We start from the raw sequence: 20,103 nt of genomic DNA on the forward strand, positions 1-20,103 counted from the left end.
GAGTTATTGTCGTTGTCTTCCAATTTCCCGCTCCGAGGTGTTCCATGATATCCAACCAGCGTATCGGTCAGGTGATGCTCTGCGTGTACGTTAGCTTCTGTCACTGCCGTGACATGCGAGCACAAGACACGCTGGATGCTGCCGAGTTGGCCAGGCAAGTCACGATTCACCGCGACCAATGGGGAGTGCCGCACATTGATGGTCCTACTGATGCGGCGGTGGTGTTTGGGATGGGCTATTGCCAGTCTGAAGACTATTTCTGGCAGGTCGAGGAAAACTTGTTGCGGGCTCTGGGGCGCTGCGCAGAAGCGGTTGGGAGTAAAATGCTGCCCTCGGATATGCTCTCGCGTAACTTCAATATCGCGAAACTGGCACAGGCCGAGTATCCTTCGCTGGGCGATACTGACAAACGTATCTGCAGCGCTTATGCGGCTGGCATCAACTACTATCTGCAATCCCACCCCGAAGTCAAACCACGCCTGCTGGAAAAAATCGAGCCCTGGTACATCTTGGCTCACCGTCGTCAGACACTGTTGGATTGGACATTCACCAAGGCACATTTGCCGGAGAAGGAACACGAAGAGTACGCGCTGTCCCGGATTCAAGCTTCCAACGGTTGGGCGATTGATCGCAGCAAGACAAAAAACGGCTCGACGATGCTGTTTATCAATCCTCATCAACCATGGTTTGGGCCTGGGTCTTGGTATGAGGCGCATTTGAAAAGTGGCGAAGGACTGAACTTCAGCGGTGCCGCCTTCTACGGCTTTCCGCTACCATGTCTAGGCCGAAACGAACATCTGGGTTGGGGGCATACCGCCAATCGTCCGGACGTCGCTGATGCCTATCGCTTGACGTTCGATGATCCAGCCAATCCACTGAACTACCGTACCGCTGCAGGTTACCAGACCGCTGTTGAACGTACAGAGGTGATTCGCGTTCAATCGTCTTCAGGTATGGAAGACAAGAAGTTTGTGTTCCTGGACACTCAATTTGGTCCAGTCTGCAAACGCGAAGACGCACAATCGGCAATCGCCGTACGCATCGCTCGTTTTGACGAAGCGGTGGGTTTCGGGCAAATGCTGAAAATGCTCAAGGCAACCAGCTTTCAGCAGTGGCAGGATGCGCTCAGCCATTTGGATCTGGTGATTTTCAACTGCATCTATGCTGACCGCGAAGGCAACATCGCCTACATCTACAACGGCGCTATTCCTCGTCGTCATCCCAACCTGGACTGGAAAAAACCAGTTAATGCTGCCGACCCTGATGCGACCTGGAAGGGATACCATTCGCTGGCTGAACTGCCGGCCGTGATCAATCCTGCCACCGGCTACGTGCAGAACTGCAATCAGTCGCCCTTTGAAACAACAGACGATGGCAATCCCAGCAAGTTGGATTTTCCAGCCTACTTGGCTGAAGAGGCGGATTTGGACACGACGCGTGCGCAGGTATCGCGAATGCTGCTCCGCGACATGCGCGAGGTAACCTTAGAGCAGTTTACCAACTTTGGCATGGACCAGCGACTTTATTGGGCCCTGGTCAACCTGCCCATGTACCAGCGTCAATTTCAAGTATTGAAATCAAAGAATCCAGAATTGGCGGCCCGCGTTCAGCCTTATTTGGACCACTTGACCGATTGGGACTGTGTGTGCGGAATCCAGTCCACTCAAGCGACTCTGTGCTTCTATTGGTATCAGGAGCTGTATGGTCGCACGCTGCTCAAGCCGCTAAGGCCAATGTTACCGCAGTACATGTCCGATCCTGATGCGCGATTGGAAGCCCTGGCTGTCGCTGCGGTTAAATTGGAAAAGTCGCACGGAAACTGGAAGACTCCATGGGGCAACGTCTTCCGCATGGTCCGCAAGCCGGAGCTGAGTGCGCTACCCGATGTGATTTCGCTGGTCAGCCATCCAGGCAGTTTGCCTTGCCCAGGAATTCCGGAAGAACTGGGCGGGGTGTTGAACACCAGCTATTTCAACATGCCACTTTCCAATAAGCAGATCGGCATTGCCGGCCATTCCTATGTAGCCTGCATTGAATTCGGCAAAGACTTTGTGCGCGCCAATTCGATCAACACCTTTGGCCAGACCGGCGGCGATCCCGAGTCGAAACATTTTGCCGATCAAGCGCAGCTGTTCTCGCAAGGACAGATGAAAACCTCGTGGTTTGAGTGGAAAGACGTCCTCGCCAACGCCCAGCGCAGCTACCATCCAGGAAAGTAAGGTTACGCGCTTTATCGCCATACTCGAACTGAGCGTTCCTGAGCAGATCAACGATCCCACGCTGTTATGAATGGACTGCCGATCGCGCAATCCATTTTGGAGCTGGCCTGTGAAGTCCTGTTTACAGCTGTTGATTGCAGGCATTGGCTGCAGCGGACTGTGGCCGAATGCCTATGGCCGAAAAATACACCTTGCATTTCAAGATATCTGCCATGACCTTGACTCAAGGCCGCTGGATGCCGCTGGCCCGCGTTGGCAATGCTAAACTTGGCATTCATTTGTGGTTATGGCATGTCACATTGGCTGCCGCCAGCGGAACTGTCGATGGGAGTTTTATTGTTGAACGGGGAATTGTCGCCTACTCTCAAGTTTGACAAGTAATCTATCGAACAATTAGTTAAGACCTCCGACGAGACTTGCTGCGGTAAGTCTGCCTAGACTGAATACTCGCCTTGACGCCATCTGCTGTGACCAGTAAAGGTCGCATATTAGAACGCAAGCGTTCTTCCAATCCACAGATCACAGAGTCGCGTTGCGCGATTCTGCCGCTTTCATCCACGGCCCCAGATTTTAGGATATTTGCTATGAATTGGATTCGACAATCGCTCTGCCCTGTTGCCGCGGCTTTTTTGCTGGTAGTTGTGACCGGTTGCGGCGGCGACTCGAAACCAGCCGATGGCACGCAAGGGGCGGACGAGTCGACTAGTGATACGCAGGCCAGAATTAGCAAAGAGAGAAATACACCTCAGCAACAGACAGTGGGGATCTTTATGGACTCGCTGCGACGTGGTGATGAGCAGACCGCTAACTCAATGTTAACCAGTAAAGCTCGCGAAGAATTGGCCAAGACAGCCTATGTCGTTCAGCCGTTGGGAACGCCCGAAGGGCGTTTCGAGATAGGTGATGTAGGCTATCCATATCCCGACAAGACCACAGCTTTGGTCGAGTGTCTGTGGCATGAACCCGCTACCGCATCCGACCCGGCTTTGGTGATGGAAATCGTCTGCGAACTGTATCAAGAATCCGCTGGCTGGCGGATCGCTGGCATGGCCATTACCGTTCAAGGTGATCAAGAGCCGCTGGTCATCGACTTCGAGAATGGTCAATATCTTCAGCAGATGCTGGATATGGCTAACGGGCAGGCACCAGCGGCAGGCACAAATCAAGTTGCTCAGCCAACCCAACAGACCAGTCAGTACAACAACAATTTGCCGGCTCTGCCCAATTTTCAAAACGGCAACAACGACTTTCAGACTGCACAGCCTCCGGCTGCCTTGCCAGTTCTGCGATAGCTCCCTGAGTTTGGCGCCTTGCCTGGAACCTGCAGTCCGCTTAGGCTGTTGCTGCGTGATTTGTGAAGCGGCTGCAATCTGAAAAATGGATTGCGCTATTCATAACGCTCTGGCGAGCGTAGCTACGGGGGGGTAATGAAATCAACTTTCTGGTCAGGTCTCATCGTACTGTTTGTCCTGCATCACGATTTTTGGTTATGGAGTGATGATCGGCTGCTGCTGGGTGTTATGCCGGTAGGACTGGCTTGGCATGTCGGGTACTCCTTAGTCACGGGCGCATTCTGGTGGTTGGCGGTGCGGTATTGTTGGCCCAATCAGCTTGAGAGTTGGGCGGGGCAGGCCGACCAGTCACCGTCGTCCTAATGTGCCGTAACGGTTCGCGCTAAATTCTGTGTGTGGAGTTTAGTGGGCCATCGCGGGGGGAACTGAACGCACAGAAAGTTGCAAGATGTTTTCAATGGGCCAGCGTTTATGCCGTTGACAGCACTGTGGATTATCGTCGCTTATCTAGGCTTGCTGATTGTAATCGGCATTGCCAGTCGATATTTTTCGCGCGGAACAAGCACTGATTTTTTTGTGATTAGCCGCAATGTCGGACCCGTGTTGTTGCTGCTGTCGATTTTTGGCACAACCATGACCGGCTTCGCGCTGGTTGGCTCAACCGGCAAGGCCTATACAACGGGAATCGCCGTCTATGGTTTGATGGCTTCGTGGTCCGGTCTGGTTCACAGCGCCGTGTTTTTTCTGATTGGTGTTCCGTTGTGGGCGATTGGCAAGCGTTTTGGCTATGTGACGCAGTGTCAATATTTCCGCGAGCGATTCGATTCGCCGCTGCTGGCCTACACACTGTTCCCTGTCTTAGTGCTGCTGGTTATACCCTATCTGCTGGTGGGGGTCATCTCGGCCGGGAATTTTCTACAGGGCACGACGGCAGGCATGTTGCCGGAATTGTTTCCCATGCCCGAACTGGAGCTCGCCGACGGGTCGCGTTCACCACACCCGCTCAACGGCAGCGTGCCAGCCGCGTGGGGCGGATTGATCATCTGTCTGGTGGTACTGTTCTACGTTTTCGCAGGTGGTTTACGGGGAGCTGTATGGGCTAACGCACTCCAAACTGTGATTTTTGTGACTAGCGGTGCTGTCGCCTTCTATCTCATTAGCCAACGACTGGGCGGCATGACAGAAGCGGCTCGCATGGTCGCCGACAGCGAAACGGCTCACCGCCGACTAGTGCGCGAAGGTGCCGTCGGGCATTTGGAGTTTCTGACTTACTGCCTAGTGCCGCTTTCTGTGGCGATGTTTCCGCACATTTTTCAGCACTGGCTGACAGCGCGCTCAGCCAAGAGTTTTCGACTGACCGTGGTTGCGCATCCAGTTTTTATACTGCTGCTGTGGTTGCCGTGCGTCATGATCGGCATCTGGGCCGCAGGCTATCTTGGCCCTGGCCAGAATCCGAATTTGATCTTGGGTACCATGGTCCGCGAACTGGTGGGTTCGCAGGTGTTGACAGGCCTGTTGGCTGCCGGTGTCTTGGCGGCGATTATGTCAAGTCTCGATTCGCAGTTCGTCTGCCTAGGTACTATGTTTACCAGCGATATTGTCGTGCCGCTAAGCAACAAGAAATTCTCGGACCAGCAAAAGATTCTGATCGCGCGCAGCTTCATTCTTCTGGTCGTGGCATTGGCTTATGGCTTGTCGGTGTGGTTCAAGGACCGCAAAGAGGTTTTTGACCTGGGTGTCTGGTGTTTCTCTGGGTTCTCCGGTTTGTTTCCCGTTGCCGCCGCAGCTATCTATTGGCGACGAGCTACAGCGGCTGGAGCGATTAGCGCTGTGGTCGCCACCGCCGCTACCTGGATACTACTGTTTACACGCAATGTCGCCATAGCCACTCCGGGATCGGGCGAATCACTGGTCGGCGGCATGATGCCCGTTACCTATATCTTTGCCGCTTCAGCTAGCAGTTTGGTCATTGCATCGCTGCTCACCCAGCCTCCCCAACCCGCAGTCGTAGACCGTTTCTTTGTAGACCGAGCCTAACACACCAGCAGTCGGTGGTTCTTGATTAACGCGCTGGAAGCTGCTCATCCCAGATGCTTGTTCAGCCGCTGGTAGACTCTCTTAAGTTGCTTGTACGTCAATTGAAATGCTTCAAATCGATCGTCGTACAATTGTCGAACCGACGGATCAGGATAATAGTGGCGACGAAATTGAACCAGCCTTGGAATCTCTGCAAACGACGTGAGCCCTAAGCCTACGGCGGCGATCCACGCTGCACCACGTGCGTTGGCACCAATCGGATCGGTCACTTGTTTAATTTCAATGTTCATCACGTCGGCAAAGATTTGGCACCACACATCGGACTGTGCACCGCCACCGACCAGATGAATGGCAGGTACCGGACGCTTCAAAAACCTTTCGACCGGGCTCAAGAGCCATCTCGAATTCATCGCCACGCCCTCTAGGACCGAACGGATGATGTCCGCCCGCGTATTGTGAAGCGACAAATTGAACAGCCCGGCCCGCACATGGCGGTCTTCGATGGGGGCTCGTTCACCCCATACCCATGGCGTGTACAGAACGCCGTTGGCCCCTGGTGGCACACGGCCTGCCATCTGATCCAGCACTTTGAAAATATCGGGTTGATCCGCCTCTTGCAACAATTCGTCGTGATGGTAAATGATGTTGTCGCGCAGATAAGTCAGATTGCCACCGGCGGTGGCTTGCAGGGCAATCAACAGATAGCGCTCAGGAACTGCGCATGGAATCGACGCCAGCTTGTGCGTCAAGTCGGTCTTCTTGAACGGTACATGCGCGGCAATCCACGACGATGTGCCAATATAAAGATGCGGCACATAGTCTTGTACCGCCCCCGAACCGACAGCGGCCGCCGTATTGTCGATCGAGCCGGCCACAACTTGCACGCTCGGTTTCAGTCCCAGTGACTCAGCCACTTGGCCACGCAATGGGCCGATGACATCCGTGCACTGCACCAAGTCGGGTAACTTGTCGCGGTCCACACCTAGCGTGTCGATCAGCCCGGGGTGGTAACGCACTTGGCCCGCGCGACGATTATCTGTGACCCACGATGTGACGATCGAATCAAAGCTGGCAACCATCTGGCCGGTCAGCCGCAGGTTCATGTAATCCAGCACGTTGAGGAACTTGTGAGTTTTCCGATAGATATCCGGCTGACAATCGCGAATGTACAGCATGTGTCCAGCCGGGTCTTTGCCAGTCATCGACGGTGCGCCACCGGTCAAGCGCACATAGTTCAGCAGCTTGATTGCACTAGCGCCATCGATGTTGATCCAACCGCGAAGCTGCCGCTGCAAGCAGGGGGCTCCGCGCATGTCCATCCACAGAATCGCGTTGCCCAGAGCATTCCCCTGGCGATCAACAGCAATGGTACCTTCCCCTTGGGTTGAGCAGCACACCGCCACCACTCGTTCTCGTGCCGAAGGCGAACGGTCCAGCAATCGTCCGCTGGCCTGGAGAAAGGCTTGCCACCAATCCGCCGGTGATTGCTCGGATCCGCCGTTGGGAGTGACAATCAATTTGACAGGCTGACTCTCCCAGCCAACTACTGTACCGTCGACGCCCACCAACGCCGCCTTAAGGCCCGATGTCCCCAGGTCGATCGCTAGAATCAACGGGTGTTGCGTCAAGCTGTGCGGGTTCATGCGCAGGCCGCCAGCACAATTTCGAAGCGATTCAGAGCTTCGTCGATCACTTCGTCGGTATCGGCCATCGACGTATACATGCGCGAACCGGCCAACGTCACCAGCCCTTGCGACATGTAGGCGGCCCCCATCTCCTCCATCATGTGCTTGCGCGGCTTCAGCTCGCGAAACAGTCGCAGTGGATTGCGCAAATCCATCAACAAGGTTCCCGAGGTCTCCAGATGCACGATCGAACCCTGATTGTAGGCCACGAACGGCAGCGCATACTTGTCGATGATGGTTTGTAATCCAGCGGTCAGTCGATCACCGGCCCGACCGGCAATCACTGCAGCACCGGTGCGTTCCATTTCCAACAATGCGTGATAGCCAGCCACGCACGACAGTGGGTTTGCAGTCAAGGTTCCGCCAACCAGCGCGCGAGGTCCCAGTCCACCGATCCCAGCCGCAAAACGCATGATGACTTCGGCCTTGCCGCCCACTCCACCGGCCATCGGATAGCCGCCGGTGATGCACTTGCCAAAAATTGTCAAATCAGGAGTAACTCCGAAATAACCTTGGGCTCCACCCAAGCCCAAACGAAAACCAGTTACCACTTCGTCAAATATCAGCAGAGCCCCAAACTCGTCACACAAATCCCGAACTTGTTGATTGAATTCGAAGGGCACCGGTCGTGTACCTGACTCTGGACCTAGCGGTTCGACAATTACCGCCGCAGTGCCTCCGCGCAGGCGATTGAGAAGCAGCTTCCGCTTCAGCGCTGGTATGCTGTTTGGAAAGAACTCTGAAGTCGCTTTAGTGGTCGCACGCGGAATGCCGGTTGCCTCGCGACGCCGAGTGCCTGGAATGCGCAGTCCGTAGACCATTTGATCGCTCCAGCCATGATAAGCGCCGCCGACCTTGATCACCTGTCTCTTGCGGGTATGCGTTCGCGCGGCACGCACCGCCGCCATGGCAGCTTCGGTTCCAGAACCCAACATGCGAAACATTTCGACGCCGGGCATCAAGCGATTGATAAGTTGTGCCAGCTTCAGCTCGTATTCGTGAAACAATCCGGTTACCGGACCACAATGCTGTAACAGTTCGATCACCTTGTCGCGCACCGGAGCATAATTGCTACCCAGCAGCGTAGGCCCACCGGCCTGTAGGAAGTCGATATAGCGATTGCCGTCTACGTCCCACAGGTGGGCACCTTCGGCGCGCTCGATGGCGATAGGAAATGGATAATTAAAAGCCAAATTATGTTGGACACCACCTGGGATCAGCTTTTTGGCCTCGTCGGTTAAGGCTTTCGATCTTCCGCAGCGCTGATCGAAGAAGCCTAGAAACTCCTTCATTTTCTCGGGCCGTACCGGTCTCACGGGCTGGCGAAGCAAGGCCTCCAGCTTGGCGTAAATCGCCTGCGTGTCATGATAGCGGCTGATGGCGTATTGCGGCTTGGCCGCGATGGGTTGATTCACTATTCTCCTCCGGTAACAGCCAGTCCTTGAGATGATTTTTTGTGGTCGCTGCGCAGCTTGGCCACGGCGATCTCGCGGACCACCAACGGGATTTTGGTGATCTTGCGTTCGGTGCACAACGCCAGCAAATAGGCCTGAGCGCACTTCTCTAAGATTTCTAAGTTGTGAACGGCCCGCTGCATGTCGTGTCCAAGCACCAGTGCTCCATGATTCTGCATCATGAAGGCGTTATTGCTATTGTTGACGTGTTTGGCGACAGTGCGCTTTAGAAATCCCGTGCCCGAAGGTGCGTAGGGAATGATTGGGACGCTGCGCCCAAGATATCGAGCTTGTTCGTCAAACAGCGCCGGTATCGGTGCCTTGATCAGCGTCAAGGCGCTAGTGAAGACTTGATGAGTATGCACGATGGCCTTGGCGTCGGGACGGACTTGATAGACTGCCCCATGCATCGCAGATTCGACAGATGGCTTGCGCTCACCGGCGATGACATTCAGATCGAAATCCAGAATACAGACATCGTCGGGCTTCATCAGCATATAGTCGTAGTTAGACGGCGTGATGGCAAACAGCGGCTGTCCCTCGATGCGCACCGACAGATTTCCACCTGTAGCCATCAAATAGCCTTTGGCCACCAGTTCCTGCGCCGTACGGACAATCAGCGTTTTTTCAGACAAATAATCGGCCATTGCTAATGTCTTACACTCCAACAAGACCCAAACAAGTCTCTGCCGTCACCAAGCCTGCGGCTAACGAAGACCTCCATCACCACACGGTGGAAACCCAGTTCGCGCGCCGTCAGAACGACAGTAGCTACAATTGCACCGCTCATGCTAACGCCCCGCTGCAGAAAACAGCAGGCAACAAATGGACACAATGATAGCCAGAGAGGTCAGATTCAGCCACAGTCCAGCCCACATCATTTGCCGAACAGTGACTTGCCCCGTCGCAAAAACAATAGCGTTAGGTGGCGTAGACATCGGCAACATGAACGCGCAGCTACTGGCCAGGGTAGCAGGCATCGCGAAATACAGCGGATCCACTCCCAAACTGATGGCCAGGCCACACACGATCGGAACAAATACCTGGACTAACGCTACATTGCTCATCATTTCAGTAAGCAGCAGCGATAACCCGGTCAGTAACACCATCAGCAGTACCGGTTGCTCAGACGCAGCGCTCTGGATGACTTCGCTGAGCGTCAGAATAACGCCCGTCTTCTCCATTCCGCTGGCCAGCGACAATCCGCCACCGAACAATAGTAAGATTCCCCAAGGCAGACGCCGAGTCGCTTCCCAGTCCAGCAGGGCTCCGCCCTTGGATCGCTCACCCGGAACAACAAACAGGGCGATAGCTGCGGTAATAGCGATGATCTCGTCGCTCAGCGGAATGGGCTGACCGGTCAGCGGCAACGTTGGCAGCAAGGGCTTGATCCAACCGCTGAACATCCACAAACCAGCGGTGGTGATGAAGACGCTCAACATCCTCCATTGTGCCGCTGTGACTGGACCAAGTCGCTCACGCTGGTTATGAAACATCGCCTGCGCGCCACTCAGCGACAATCCACGAGATGGAAAAAGTACAAAGGTCAGCAGAAGATAGGCTGCCCCCAAGATCAACAGCACAATCGGGATGGTCCAGGCCATCCACGAAAAGAACGAAATTTCAGTGTTCAGGCTGTTCTCAAAATACCCTCGCATCACCAAATTGGGCGGCGTACCAATTAGTGTCCCCATGCCTCCAATGCTGGAGCCATACGCAATAGCCAGAATCAGCGCAATCGAGAAATTTCGGTGCAGGCGCTCATTCCCTTGGGTCTGCACAGCGGAGTTCACCGACTGATCGCTCAACAGCGTCAAACACGACAGCGCCATGGGCAGCATCATCACAGCCGTGGCGGTATTGCTAATCCACATGCTGAGTGCTGCGGTGGCCAGTAAAAAACCCAAGACGATCCTCGGCGGTGACAAGCCCACCGCACCGATAATTATCAGCGCGATCCGCTTGTGCAGCTCGTGAGCCTCCAGACCAAGTGCCAGTACAAATCCGCCAAAAAACAGATAGACAATGCGACTACTGTACGGTTGCAGTGCCTCGTCGAGCGTCATCACTCCCGTCAAGCTGAAAAGCACAATTGGCAACAGCGCCGTAACGGCCAATGGCACCGATTCGGAAATCCACCAACACAACATCCAGGCCGCCACAGCCACGACATGATTACCGCCGGCGGCCAGTGGTAAGGGCTGTGCATACGCCAACCACGAGAAAAGCAGCGGCCCCAACCACAATCCAATTCGCCGCCCTGCGCCGGGTCGAACGAAGCCAGAAAAGTTCCAACGTCCCACCACAGTTCGCCTCTTCTCGTTATAAAAGTTTGCATATTATCCTATCGTAAGTGCACTCGCTCCACGACTGCATTCGTTCGAGACTCGCCAACTCACGATCCTAAACCAAGGATTTGCCTGCACGGCACAGGCCGGAACTGTGAGGAGGCGTTTGGAGACGACTTGCGTTTCTTACGGGCGATGCACGCGGTAAGCGGACGGTGTGTGTCGTTGTAAACTGCTACCGGTCGGAATTTGTAGCGCCAAGCAACGATCTGTGGTGAAGCTTTGGCAGCCCGGTAGGTGCGGTGAATCGAACATGCCAGGCGAGCGTGCATTTCAAGGTATGATGGCGCCGCTCGACTGAGTTGCAGCGGCTGATCAACCGAGTCTACCGCCGCGAACGTGATGAACCGGATGAGGATTGGCCAGCGGACCCTGACGAACCACGCGGTCCAGACGGGCCGCGCAGGCTGGACGCCCCACCCAGCGATGAACGTGAAGAAGGCGATAAACCGTTACCACCCACTCCCGAGGATCTTAGTGAAGGGGAACTCAAGTTCGACGGCCCCGACGAGCTTCGTGGGCCACCGAAGAACGATTGCGGCGGGCCGCCTGACGCGCTTGGCATAGACCGCAGCTGCGATGTACCACCGGACGATTGAGTCGATCCCGGTGTCAACAGCCGCGCGCCGCTAGGAGCACTCATAGAGGATCGCGATGGACGACCCGATATGCTAGGCAGCAACCGAGGTTGCGATGCGCCGCTGGATGATTGGTCGATACTTGATTGCGATGATCGCCCTGCGCCAGTAGGACCGCCGAAGGCAGAGCGCTGTTGACGTTCTAGTGTGCTGGGTAGTGATCGCCACGGAGCTTCGTTGCTCGACTCTGAATTGGAGCCAATGGGTAACTTGAAGGTCGATCGTGGTACGCTCGATGGTAAATTGGATCCAAGATTACGCGGCGACAGTCCGCTTGCCGGCAAGCGACCGGTATTACCCAATTGCGATTCCGGTTGCTCGGTGGCTCGCTCGGTCTGCGACAAGGCCGACCGCGTGCCTCTCGGCCGAGATGGCGAGATCAAATCCGACTGCAGCGGATTCTGCAGCGGATTCTGAAGCGCATGTCGAGCCGCACTGGCAGCATTGGCCTGCAACCTTTGTCCACTGGCAGGTGATACACCGCTGGATGCAGACTCGGCTAGTGGCCCCCTGGTGGATCGTGATCGGGAGCTAGTGGGAAGCGGTAGCGACTCGACACTTTGGCTGGAATTTGGCTTGGCGGACTCCAGGTTACGGCGCATTAATGCCAACTCGGGAAATTGTTCGGACCGCTGACGCGACTGAGATAGTTGATCGCCTGGCAGCGCTCGATAGCGCGAGGCGTCGCGCCGCGCGAGTTCGCTGATCGGTGCTGCCAATTGCTCAGCACTGCGTGCCGATACCGCATCCCCGATACTTTGCCTACCGGAGTTATTTGACCCACCGGACGTGGCTCGCCAAGAAACCTGCTCGTGAAAGGTTCTGGGAGGGCGCAGATTCGGTTGATTGACAAACAGATTGAACTGATTGTTCATTTGTATTACCGACGGCGTTCCGCCGCCCTGGAAACGGCTGTAGTGCTCAAATAACGGATCGTAGCCCCGCCGACCACCCACCAGGTTCAAACCGGTGTGATAACCAAACCAAGGATAGATGCCTTGCTGACGATAGTTGAGCGCATAGAAGTCGCCAAAGTAGTAGTGTCGGAATCCGGGCCTAACCCACAAATGCGTTCGCAGTACCGTGGACAACAACGCGGCTCGTGGATGGAAAAAGAAGCCGGGCGCTGCATAGATGGGTTGATTAAACCAAATCGGGGCAAAGAGAGTGCCGCGAGCATCAAACGGATAGTCCCAATAGCCGGCGCAGTGGACGTACCCGCGCGGTGTCCACAAATAACGTGCAGGTACCCATACCCAGTTAGCGTAGCCGACGGACCAATAGCCGGGACGCCACACATAGTTGGTATTATTCCACTGCCAGCATCCCGGCACCCAGAAATGATTGGCCGATTGAGCCTCACCCACCGGTCCAAAATCCAGTGTCTCAGGTGGCACTTGGGCGATGTACTCCAACTCACGCTGCCCCGATCCGACCCAGGTACCTGCGACCCATTGATGGCGTCCGTCACCCAGATCGACCCAGTAGCCGGGCATCCACCGCACGCCGGGCGGGATGGCTCGCCATGTGCCACTGATCCAGATAAAGTCGTCGCGTTCATCATCCCAAAACCAGTAGCCAGGCAGCCACTCCACGTTCTTCCCATCCGGACGAATCTCCGGAGGCATCTCAGGTACCAACGGTGGAGGCTGACGATCGGCGATGACACCTTCGACCGGTTGCGGACTGTACTGCTCGGCAAATGCTTCATGCAGCGGACCTCGCAACAGTTCTTCGAACTCGCTGGCGGTTTCGTTCAACACCGATTCGGGACGTGGGGGCACCGCTTCGCCGGGTTGCGGTGGCGCCAAAGTGGGCGTCCCAGTAGCGACCACCTCTGCGGCAGTCGCGGACAGCTCCTGGTTGCCGCGGCTCTGGCCAATACCCAGTATCAACAAACCGAGTATGAAAGGACTACCGATGCTGATCCGGTTGCGATAAAGTGCGTTCATTGCCAAGTTCCCCTTACTCAAGTTCTGTCGGTTGACAGGTGCGCAATGCTGGCTGAGTCACGCTCGAGACACCGCCGAGATAACTGTGTGCAGTCGACGTTCCAAACGCTCGCAAAAAGCTGATCCACTCGTCGCTCTATCCTGATTTCTTAAAACCCTTGTCAATGGGCCGCCTAGTTCGATGTCGCCAGCACATGCATCGTTATAGCCGCAAGCCTTGTAACGTCCCGTCGAGGTCACATTGACATCACAACGTGTCAGTTACACGACCGCTGGTGTCGGAATAATCGAGCTGGGAAAGGCTTTTCAAGCAGGCGAGGTGACACGATTAGGAAAGCTGAGACGCCAGTTAACCTGTCTATCCTTGACTGTGTAATTGTCTACGTCAGCGAGGTCCGGATGCGTTCGATCAACCCGTTATCCGGTTCTTGACTACCCCGCAGGCTGTAGGTGCTGGCTGCCAAAAACTGGTTGCGCCACGCTGGACTGACCAGACTGAAATCCTCGAGTACCGCAGAGCTGAACTTGTAGTCGTGCGAATCATTGCCCTTCAGAAAAATCAAGCGACGTGTAGCATCGAGCAGTTGCTGAGGATCGTTGCCGGCAGCCAACCAGCCTGCGGTTCGTTTGGCCGCCACCGAAGGCTCGCGCCGAATCGAGGACAGAATCGCGGGCAAGTCAGCATGACCACTAGCGTCGTCTGTCGAGACCAGCGCCTGGCCGATCTGCAGGTCGGCAACCTCACCCCGCTTCCGCATGGCCTCTCGGAACTGGGGCAAGAAGGCCGCCGCTTGCAACAGTAGCAGTCGACGCGTGTGGTCGTCCCCCACGTGATCGAACAGAAACCGCATTGCATTGGTGGTTGTGGCCGCGTGCAACGCCACGATTCCGTTTTGCCGCATCAGCAATTCTGCTGCCCCGGTATGCAGCGCATCGAAGATCGACTGTGGGCTGATCTGACGATTGAGCAGATCGACAGACAACTGAGCTGCTTCCTGGGCTGAGCCCACACGCAGAGCATCCAGCAACTGGCCAGTGGCGGCGGCATCCACGCTGCCACCGTTCCAATCCGGGCGGATCGTCTCCGCCAACCGCTGATTATCTCGCCACGAGCGATCCGGCTCCAGGTCCGACGTAGCCGGATTCGGTTCGCCCACATGGTTCAGTGTGGCATAGGCCAACGAACGCAACACCGGCTCGGCATGCTGCCAACCGATCGTCTGTAACGTCCGCCAACTGTTTGCCAGGTAGATCGCCTTATGGCCAATGCTGCGAAAGTCGCGGGCTACATAACGAGCGAACAGGTCAAGTGCTCGATTGGCACCCAGATGGCGAGCTACACCGGTGGCCGCAGTATCAGCGGCCGGTTCATCCCACTGCTCCATGGCCTGCGCAAAGACCGACTCGGTGTGTCGCGCGGTCGGCACCCGTGGCTCGTCGACAGCCGGCATCGTCCAGTCACCTTCCACCTCGTCGCGGGCTTGCGATTTTTTAAATTCGTCCAACGACCAGAAGATGGGCAGCCATCGATCGGCCGGTGGTGATGCCAGACTGGCTAAATGCGCGGAGTTGACGACCAGCACGGCATGGAATTTAAAGCCTACCGCAGGCCGCGGCTGCACGTTGCGAATGCCAGCCAGAAACAGTGCCGTCAACAGATGCTGGTAGTTCAAACCATTGCGAACCCGACCACCGATCTCTTCCAGCAGTCGTTCTCGAGGAGTTGTCTCGATCAGACGCACTAGCGGCTCGATCTCCGGACGAAACTGAACAAACCTAGCATCGGTCTGCAGCTCTGTCCGGTCCAGCGGCGCTAGCTCGGCCAATATTGGCGCCGCCCCTAGCGCGGCCAGTTCCGAATAGCCGACCGCAGCGGTGGCCGTGCTGCCGAGAAATAAACGACGATTGAGTCGACTGGGCATGGCAGGGCTCTCCTAGAGGTTTGTTGACTAGCGCTCGTGAAATAAAAGAACTACTTCGGTAACTCCACCGGAAGCGTCCGAGACGGCACGATCGAAAACGATTGTCTTACCCACCTATAACTCTAACGCCGCCCGAGATCGGATCAAGCACTCGTCTAGTGTGGACTGAGCCTCAGTCACTCCAGATATCACCGGACGTGACGTCCAGTCCAATCGCTCGAGGTACTCGGCGGCCGTTAGATGCACATGGCCGCGATCACTACAGACAAGCTCCGAATGAATAGGCCGCATCTACTGGCGTTGGCTCAAGCACATGCAGGCGTGTGTGGCTGGACGTGAAATCGCAGGCCTCCAGCGTCTGAGCCAGTGCAGGGCGAATCGGATTCAAGCCCACACAGGCTACGCAGACTAACACAGCTGATTCTAACCGTCTGACGCATCGATTAGAAAATGCCACGCAACTTCAAGGGAATCTGCTTCAGCTTGTCAGACTCATGGCCAAAGCTGTTATGCTGCTGATACCCAGTTAGACGCACCTACCAGCTCATCACACGACTTGGCAACTGTGTCAGCATGGGAGACGACTACAGTGAGTCCAGCGGACTCCGCACACCGCAAGCTCCGACCGTCGTGACATGCGTGTAGATCATTGTCGTCTTCACATCGGCATGACCCAGCAGTTCCTGAATAGTCCGAATGTCTTGGCCCGCCTCCAGCAAATGTGTCGCAAAGCTATGACGCAGTGTGTGACAGGTCGCCCGCTTGGTAATCTTTGAATCGCGTACGGCGCGAGCGAAACCCTGCTGCACCGTAGTTTGGTGGATATGATGCCGACGAACCTGCTCGCGATCAGCCCGTACCACGGCCAATTCGTCAGGCGACTTTTCTCGCCCCTCGCGCGGATGGCTATCGCGACTGGTTTCGCGAGCCGGAAACAGATACTGCCACTGCAACTGGCGACCGGCCAGAGGATGCTTGACTGACAGAGCGTAAGGCAACCAAGCCCAGCCCGCCCCCTCCTGCAAATCTTGATGATGCAGTCTCTCGACCTTCCTCAACTGCCCTTGTAGCTCAACCACCAATGTGTGCGGCAAGGGCACATAGCGATCCTTGCTGCCCTTGCCCTCACGAACCACGATCTGCTTGCGAGCCAAGTCGATATCCTTTACGCGCAGGCGGCAGGCCTCCATAAGTCGCAAGCCCGCACCGGACCTGAGACGACAGATCAGCAAGATTGGGCCGTTGGGCGGCAGATGATCAAAGATCAAACGAATTTCGCCGGGCGTTAACACCGACGGCAGCTTTTCAGGCCGCCTGGCCCGCACCGCATCTACTCGAAACGGCTTCTCAAGTACTTTGGTGTATAAAAACAGCAGAGCCGACAAGGCCTGATTTTGCGTGCTAGCGGCCACTCGCCGATCGACTGCCAGGTGTGTCAAGTAAGATTCGATCTGCACATCGTCCAAATCGACTGGGTGTACCCACTGACCAGCCTGATCGCGAGAGTACCGAATGACATCCGAAATCTAAAAGACATAAGCCTCTTCGGTCCGCTTTGCCAGATGCAACATGCGCATCTTACCACGTACGGTGCTCAACAGCTTCGGGCCACCACTCTGCTCTTGTTTCATCGAGTCAGCACTCTGCCTAACACCCACCTGTATAATACTCGTCTGCCTAACATCCCGCCAATCTGTATATTGCACCGGCCTACCACCGCGTAATGCTCTTGATTGACACAGAAAACCGTCGTTCTAAAATCTGAATCGCAGATGTCAAACCCAGACACTGATATTGTGGGCATCTGTCTAATAATAGTTATGTCGCTTCACGCTTCGACAATCATACCTCTTTTGTCACCGTAAACAAAATTGGCGCACACGCAAACATCTCGTCAATTTCTGCACGTACGAGTCTGTGTAGGTCAACGTCGCCTTCGCCAACAAAATCGACCGCTTCGCGTTTGATTGTGTCGTCAATTGAAATATCAAAAATTTCAAGTCCCTGCTTTTCTCCGTAGCCAACTGCAACGCTTCCAAAGACCAGCCGTGGCTGCTTGTTCTTCGAGACTTCGTACTCGACCCGGCCACATGCCGACACTAGATGTCTCGCCAACTCGACTAGATACTCACCAATCGTGATTGCTTTGACGTTATTTCCATGGTGTTCTTTGAACAATTTTTGAAATTTCAATATCTCGGCGACGAAAAGGTTAGCCCTTAGCGGAACACAAACCCATTCCGCATCCTGTGTCGTAATCAAGTAAATTTCACGGAAACTTGCATTTTAAATCGGCTCGATTGCTTCCGTTCGACGCACTGCACGAATCAACTTCTCAAGATTCTCAAACCCAGCGATGGAATCTACATCTCGAATAATGAGATCGACGATGTCTGTCGAATAGCGTGCTGACTTACCAATTTTTGACTCTATCGCAGATTTAAGACGAGACACAGCCAAATCAATCGAATGCTCCTCGCCAATAACTGCCTCTATTTCACGCTCTTCACCGGTTGTCCCGCTTCGATAAATAACTTTTTCAACACGAATGCGTTGTTTATCGTCTTTGTGTCGATAGACCTTGTTCGTTAACAAATCCTTTGCGTAATTGGGGATGAGCCGCAATCGTGCAACGCTCTCAGAAAGATAGAAATCGGTTACCTCGATACCAAATTCCAGTTTGTCTGATACTTTGCAAATGAAGTCAGGCCGTTCGGACTCCTGAATCACGATATGCGGCTTGCCACCGAATACCATTTCGGCGACTTTGCGTTCCTCTGATTTGTCCACGGAATCCTCTTCCTCAAGCCCCAGGTGCTATGCAACAATGACAAACAAATTGTAGATTGGTTCGCTATTGTATCCCATTCCCGATCACCCGGACTGGCGCACAAATCGCGACATAAATCGGGTAAGGGCGTCCCTTTCGGGACACCCTCCCCACACCACCGCGGCATGCGGGTCCGCACCGGGCGGTTCAACGAATACGGGCAAGCGAGGCCCAGAGAGTCTTGAGGCTGAGTAACCCCTGTTCGGTTAGCCAAGCGCCCGTCATACCGACTCCACTGGCTATGGTTTTGGCCATATGCCAAGGGCCTTTACGACTTCGCGCATGGCGAATGGCTTGACGAGTTGGCACGCCTGACTCAATCAGCATTTCGCGGCGACGCTTCGGTCTGCGCCACTGTTTCCAGTAGCACATGCGAATGCGGCGACGAAGCCACTGGTCTAACCGGTCGAACAGTTTCAACTGTGCTGCCAAGCCGAAGTAGCCCATCCAGCCACGCACGTAGCTTCGCAGCAGACTGAGTCGGTAGTCCATCGAGATGCCTCGACTTCGACCGGTCAGCTCACGAATGCGGTGCTTGAATTTCTGGGTCGACTTCTCAGAGACTTGAATCGTTCCCCTGTTGCCCTTGAACGAGAACCCGAGGTACTCGAACTGGTCGCAGGATACGATCCGACTCTTAGCTTGGTTGACGACCAATCGTAATTCTTCGGTGAGGTATCGCGTGACCGATTGCATGATCCGTCCGGCGGCTCGCTCCGATTTGGCGAAGATCGCAAAATCGTCGGCGTAGCGCACAAACGGCAGTCCTCGTTTCTCCAATTCCTTGTCCAGGTCATCCAGCAGGGTGTTGGCAAGTAGCGGAGAGGCTGGACCTCCTTGCGGAGTTCCTTCATCGGTCGCTTGCAGTACCCCTTCCACCATCACGCCAGCTCGCAGGCAGTTGCCAATCAGACGCAGCAGTCGATTGTCCTTCACCTTTCGGGCCACTCGCACCATGAGAACGTCATGCTGCACTCGGTCGAAAAATTTGGAAAGATCAAGATCAGCCGAGTAGCGATAGCCACGCCGGATGATGCTGCGGACCTTCTTGGCCGCTCCGTGAGCCGAGCGTTTGGGGCGGAATCCGAAGCTCGATTCCGAGAAACTCGGATCGAAGATGGGTGTCAAGACTTGAACGATGGCTTGTTGGATCAGACGTTCCACTACGTTTGGTATGCCGAGCAAACGCTGACCGCTGCCATCGGGTTTGTCGATAGCCACTCGTCGCACGGCTTGCGGGCGATAGGTGCCATCGAGCAATTGTTGTCGGATCGTTTCCCAACGAGGGCGAAACCATTCTGGGAATTCCGCGATCGTAATCCCGTCGGGCCCGGGGGCTTCACGGTTGGCTTTCACGTTCTTCCAAGCGGTTTCGATGTTGGAGGGTTCGACTAACGCCTCAATCAGAGACATTGGAAATAAACTCAAGGCTGGTTTCTCAAGCGACGCCGTCGCGGCATCATCCGGTCGGACTGGTGAATCTGTGGTCCGCTCGGTTGCAGAGTCCGGTAAATTCGGAGCTCCTATCGTGCGGGGATTCCCTCGCGACAAGTTGCCTGATGGCTCTTCCTTGTACTTCATTGTTTGGCCCTTCCCGTTTCGATTGGCATTCGAAGTTCGGTACTACGACCTCTGTTGACTCCTGCCTTGCCCGAACTGAATCTCTTCAGCCTGTTCCAACCTTTCAGCCGAGGATGCTTACTTGTTGGAGCATACGGCGGCTCGC

Annotated in this window: 16 protein-coding genes; 5 read left to right on the forward strand and 11 right to left on the reverse strand. The window is 55.3% G+C overall.

The window, feature by feature from the left end; genetic code table 11:
- Window positions 1-44 precede the first annotated feature (44 nt).
- The 5 genes from KF752_08610 (at window position 45) to KF752_08630 (ending at window position 5,548) form a co-directional block, all read left to right on the forward strand.
- The gene (locus tag KF752_08610) at window positions 45-2,219 is read left to right on the forward strand and encodes a penicillin acylase family protein (GenBank protein MBX3421602.1); all 2,175 of its coding nucleotides are present in this window, start codon (window positions 45-47) and stop codon (window positions 2,217-2,219) included.
- 212 nt (window positions 2,220-2,431) lie between these two features.
- The gene (locus KF752_08615; GenBank protein ID MBX3421603.1) at window positions 2,432-2,593 is read left to right on the forward strand and encodes a hypothetical protein; all 162 of its coding nucleotides are present in this window, start codon (window positions 2,432-2,434) and stop codon (window positions 2,591-2,593) included.
- Window positions 2,594-2,803: 210 nt separating this feature from the next.
- On the forward strand, window positions 2,804-3,511 hold the full coding sequence (locus tag KF752_08620) for a hypothetical protein (protein ID MBX3421604.1): 708 nt from the start codon (window positions 2,804-2,806) through the stop codon (window positions 3,509-3,511).
- Between the two features lie 135 nt (window positions 3,512-3,646).
- Window positions 3,647-3,874, forward strand: a complete 228-nt coding sequence (locus tag KF752_08625; GenBank protein MBX3421605.1) for a DUF3311 domain-containing protein — start codon at window positions 3,647-3,649, stop codon at window positions 3,872-3,874.
- Between the two features lie 108 nt (window positions 3,875-3,982).
- Window positions 3,983-5,548: a sodium:solute symporter family protein gene (locus tag KF752_08630; GenBank protein MBX3421606.1), complete on the forward strand. Its 1,566-nt coding sequence runs from the start codon at window positions 3,983-3,985 to the stop codon at window positions 5,546-5,548.
- A gap of 44 nt (window positions 5,549-5,592) precedes the next feature.
- On the opposite strand, the gene KF752_08635 is transcribed toward KF752_08630, so the two are convergent.
- The 11 genes from KF752_08635 to ltrA all read right to left on the reverse strand — a co-directional run bounded on the left by KF752_08635 (window position 5,593) and on the right by ltrA (window position 19,958).
- Complete coding sequence (locus KF752_08635) at window positions 5,593-7,191, reverse strand: FGGY-family carbohydrate kinase (GenBank protein ID MBX3421607.1); 1,599 nt, start codon at window positions 7,189-7,191, stop codon at window positions 5,593-5,595.
- Window positions 7,188-8,648 (reverse strand): aminotransferase class III-fold pyridoxal phosphate-dependent enzyme, encoded by a 1,461-nt coding sequence (locus tag KF752_08640; GenBank protein ID MBX3421608.1) that lies wholly within the window; start codon window positions 8,646-8,648, stop codon window positions 7,188-7,190. The genes KF752_08635 and KF752_08640 overlap by 4 nt, the downstream gene beginning before the upstream one ends.
- A complete protein-coding gene (locus KF752_08645) occupies window positions 8,648-9,334 on the reverse strand; it encodes a class II aldolase/adducin family protein (GenBank protein MBX3421609.1) in 687 nt (228 codons plus the stop codon). Before KF752_08645 ends, KF752_08640 begins: the two co-directional genes overlap by 1 nt.
- Window positions 9,335-9,478: 144 nt before the next feature.
- Entirely contained in the window at window positions 9,479-10,990 is a 1,512-nt protein-coding gene (locus KF752_08650; GenBank protein ID MBX3421610.1) for an SLC13/DASS family transporter, read from the reverse strand.
- Between the two features lie 370 nt (window positions 10,991-11,360).
- Entirely contained in the window at window positions 11,361-13,625 is a 2,265-nt protein-coding gene (locus KF752_08655) for a YXWGXW repeat-containing protein (protein MBX3421611.1), read from the reverse strand.
- Between the two features lie 380 nt (window positions 13,626-14,005).
- Entirely contained in the window at window positions 14,006-15,547 is a 1,542-nt protein-coding gene (locus KF752_08660) for a hypothetical protein (GenBank protein MBX3421612.1), read from the reverse strand.
- A 259-nt stretch (window positions 15,548-15,806) separates the two neighbouring features.
- Window positions 15,807-15,962, reverse strand: coding sequence for a hypothetical protein (locus KF752_08665; protein MBX3421613.1), 156 nt, complete (start codon window positions 15,960-15,962; stop codon window positions 15,807-15,809).
- Between the two features lie 169 nt (window positions 15,963-16,131).
- Window positions 16,132-17,004 carry an integron integrase gene (locus KF752_08670; protein ID MBX3421614.1) on the reverse strand — a complete coding sequence of 291 codons (873 nt, stop codon included), beginning with the start codon at window positions 17,002-17,004 and terminating at the stop codon, window positions 16,132-16,134.
- Window positions 17,005-17,389: 385 nt separating this feature from the next.
- Window positions 17,390-17,809, reverse strand: a complete 420-nt coding sequence (locus KF752_08675) for a hypothetical protein (GenBank protein MBX3421615.1) — start codon at window positions 17,807-17,809, stop codon at window positions 17,390-17,392.
- A gap of 24 nt (window positions 17,810-17,833) precedes the next feature.
- Window positions 17,834-18,337, reverse strand: a complete 504-nt coding sequence (locus tag KF752_08680) for a hypothetical protein (GenBank protein MBX3421616.1) — start codon at window positions 18,335-18,337, stop codon at window positions 17,834-17,836.
- 187 nt (window positions 18,338-18,524) lie between these two features.
- Entirely contained in the window at window positions 18,525-19,958 is a 1,434-nt protein-coding gene (gene ltrA / locus KF752_08685) for a group II intron reverse transcriptase/maturase (protein ID MBX3421617.1), read from the reverse strand.
- Between the last annotated feature and the right edge of the window lie 145 nt (window positions 19,959-20,103).

This window comes from Pirellulaceae bacterium (assembly GCA_019636385.1).
GTDB lineage: Bacteria > Planctomycetota > Planctomycetia > Pirellulales > Pirellulaceae > Aureliella.

Bases quoted from the DNA above. Each gene is read 5' to 3' on its own strand.
- KF752_08610 (MBX3421602.1), top strand. From the start codon at position 45: ATGATATCCAACCAGCGTATCGGTCAGGTGATGCTCTGCGTGTACGTT.
- KF752_08635 (MBX3421607.1), bottom strand. From the start codon at position 7,191: ATGAACCCGCACAGCTTGACGCAACACCCGTTGATTCTAGCGATCGAC.
- KF752_08620 (MBX3421604.1), top strand. From the start codon at position 2,804: ATGAATTGGATTCGACAATCGCTCTGCCCTGTTGCCGCGGCTTTTTTG.
- KF752_08615 (MBX3421603.1), top strand. From the start codon at position 2,432: ATGACCTTGACTCAAGGCCGCTGGATGCCGCTGGCCCGCGTTGGCAAT.
- KF752_08655 (MBX3421611.1), bottom strand. From the start codon at position 13,625: ATGAACGCACTTTATCGCAACCGGATCAGCATCGGTAGTCCTTTCATA.
- KF752_08625 (MBX3421605.1), top strand. From the start codon at position 3,647: ATGAAATCAACTTTCTGGTCAGGTCTCATCGTACTGTTTGTCCTGCAT.
- KF752_08660 (MBX3421612.1), bottom strand. From the start codon at position 15,547: ATGCCCAGTCGACTCAATCGTCGTTTATTTCTCGGCAGCACGGCCACC.
- KF752_08630 (MBX3421606.1), top strand. From the start codon at position 3,983: ATGCCGTTGACAGCACTGTGGATTATCGTCGCTTATCTAGGCTTGCTG.
- KF752_08645 (MBX3421609.1), bottom strand. From the start codon at position 9,334: ATGGCCGATTATTTGTCTGAAAAAACGCTGATTGTCCGTACGGCGCAG.
- ltrA (MBX3421617.1), bottom strand. From the start codon at position 19,958: ATGAAGTACAAGGAAGAGCCATCAGGCAACTTGTCGCGAGGGAATCCC.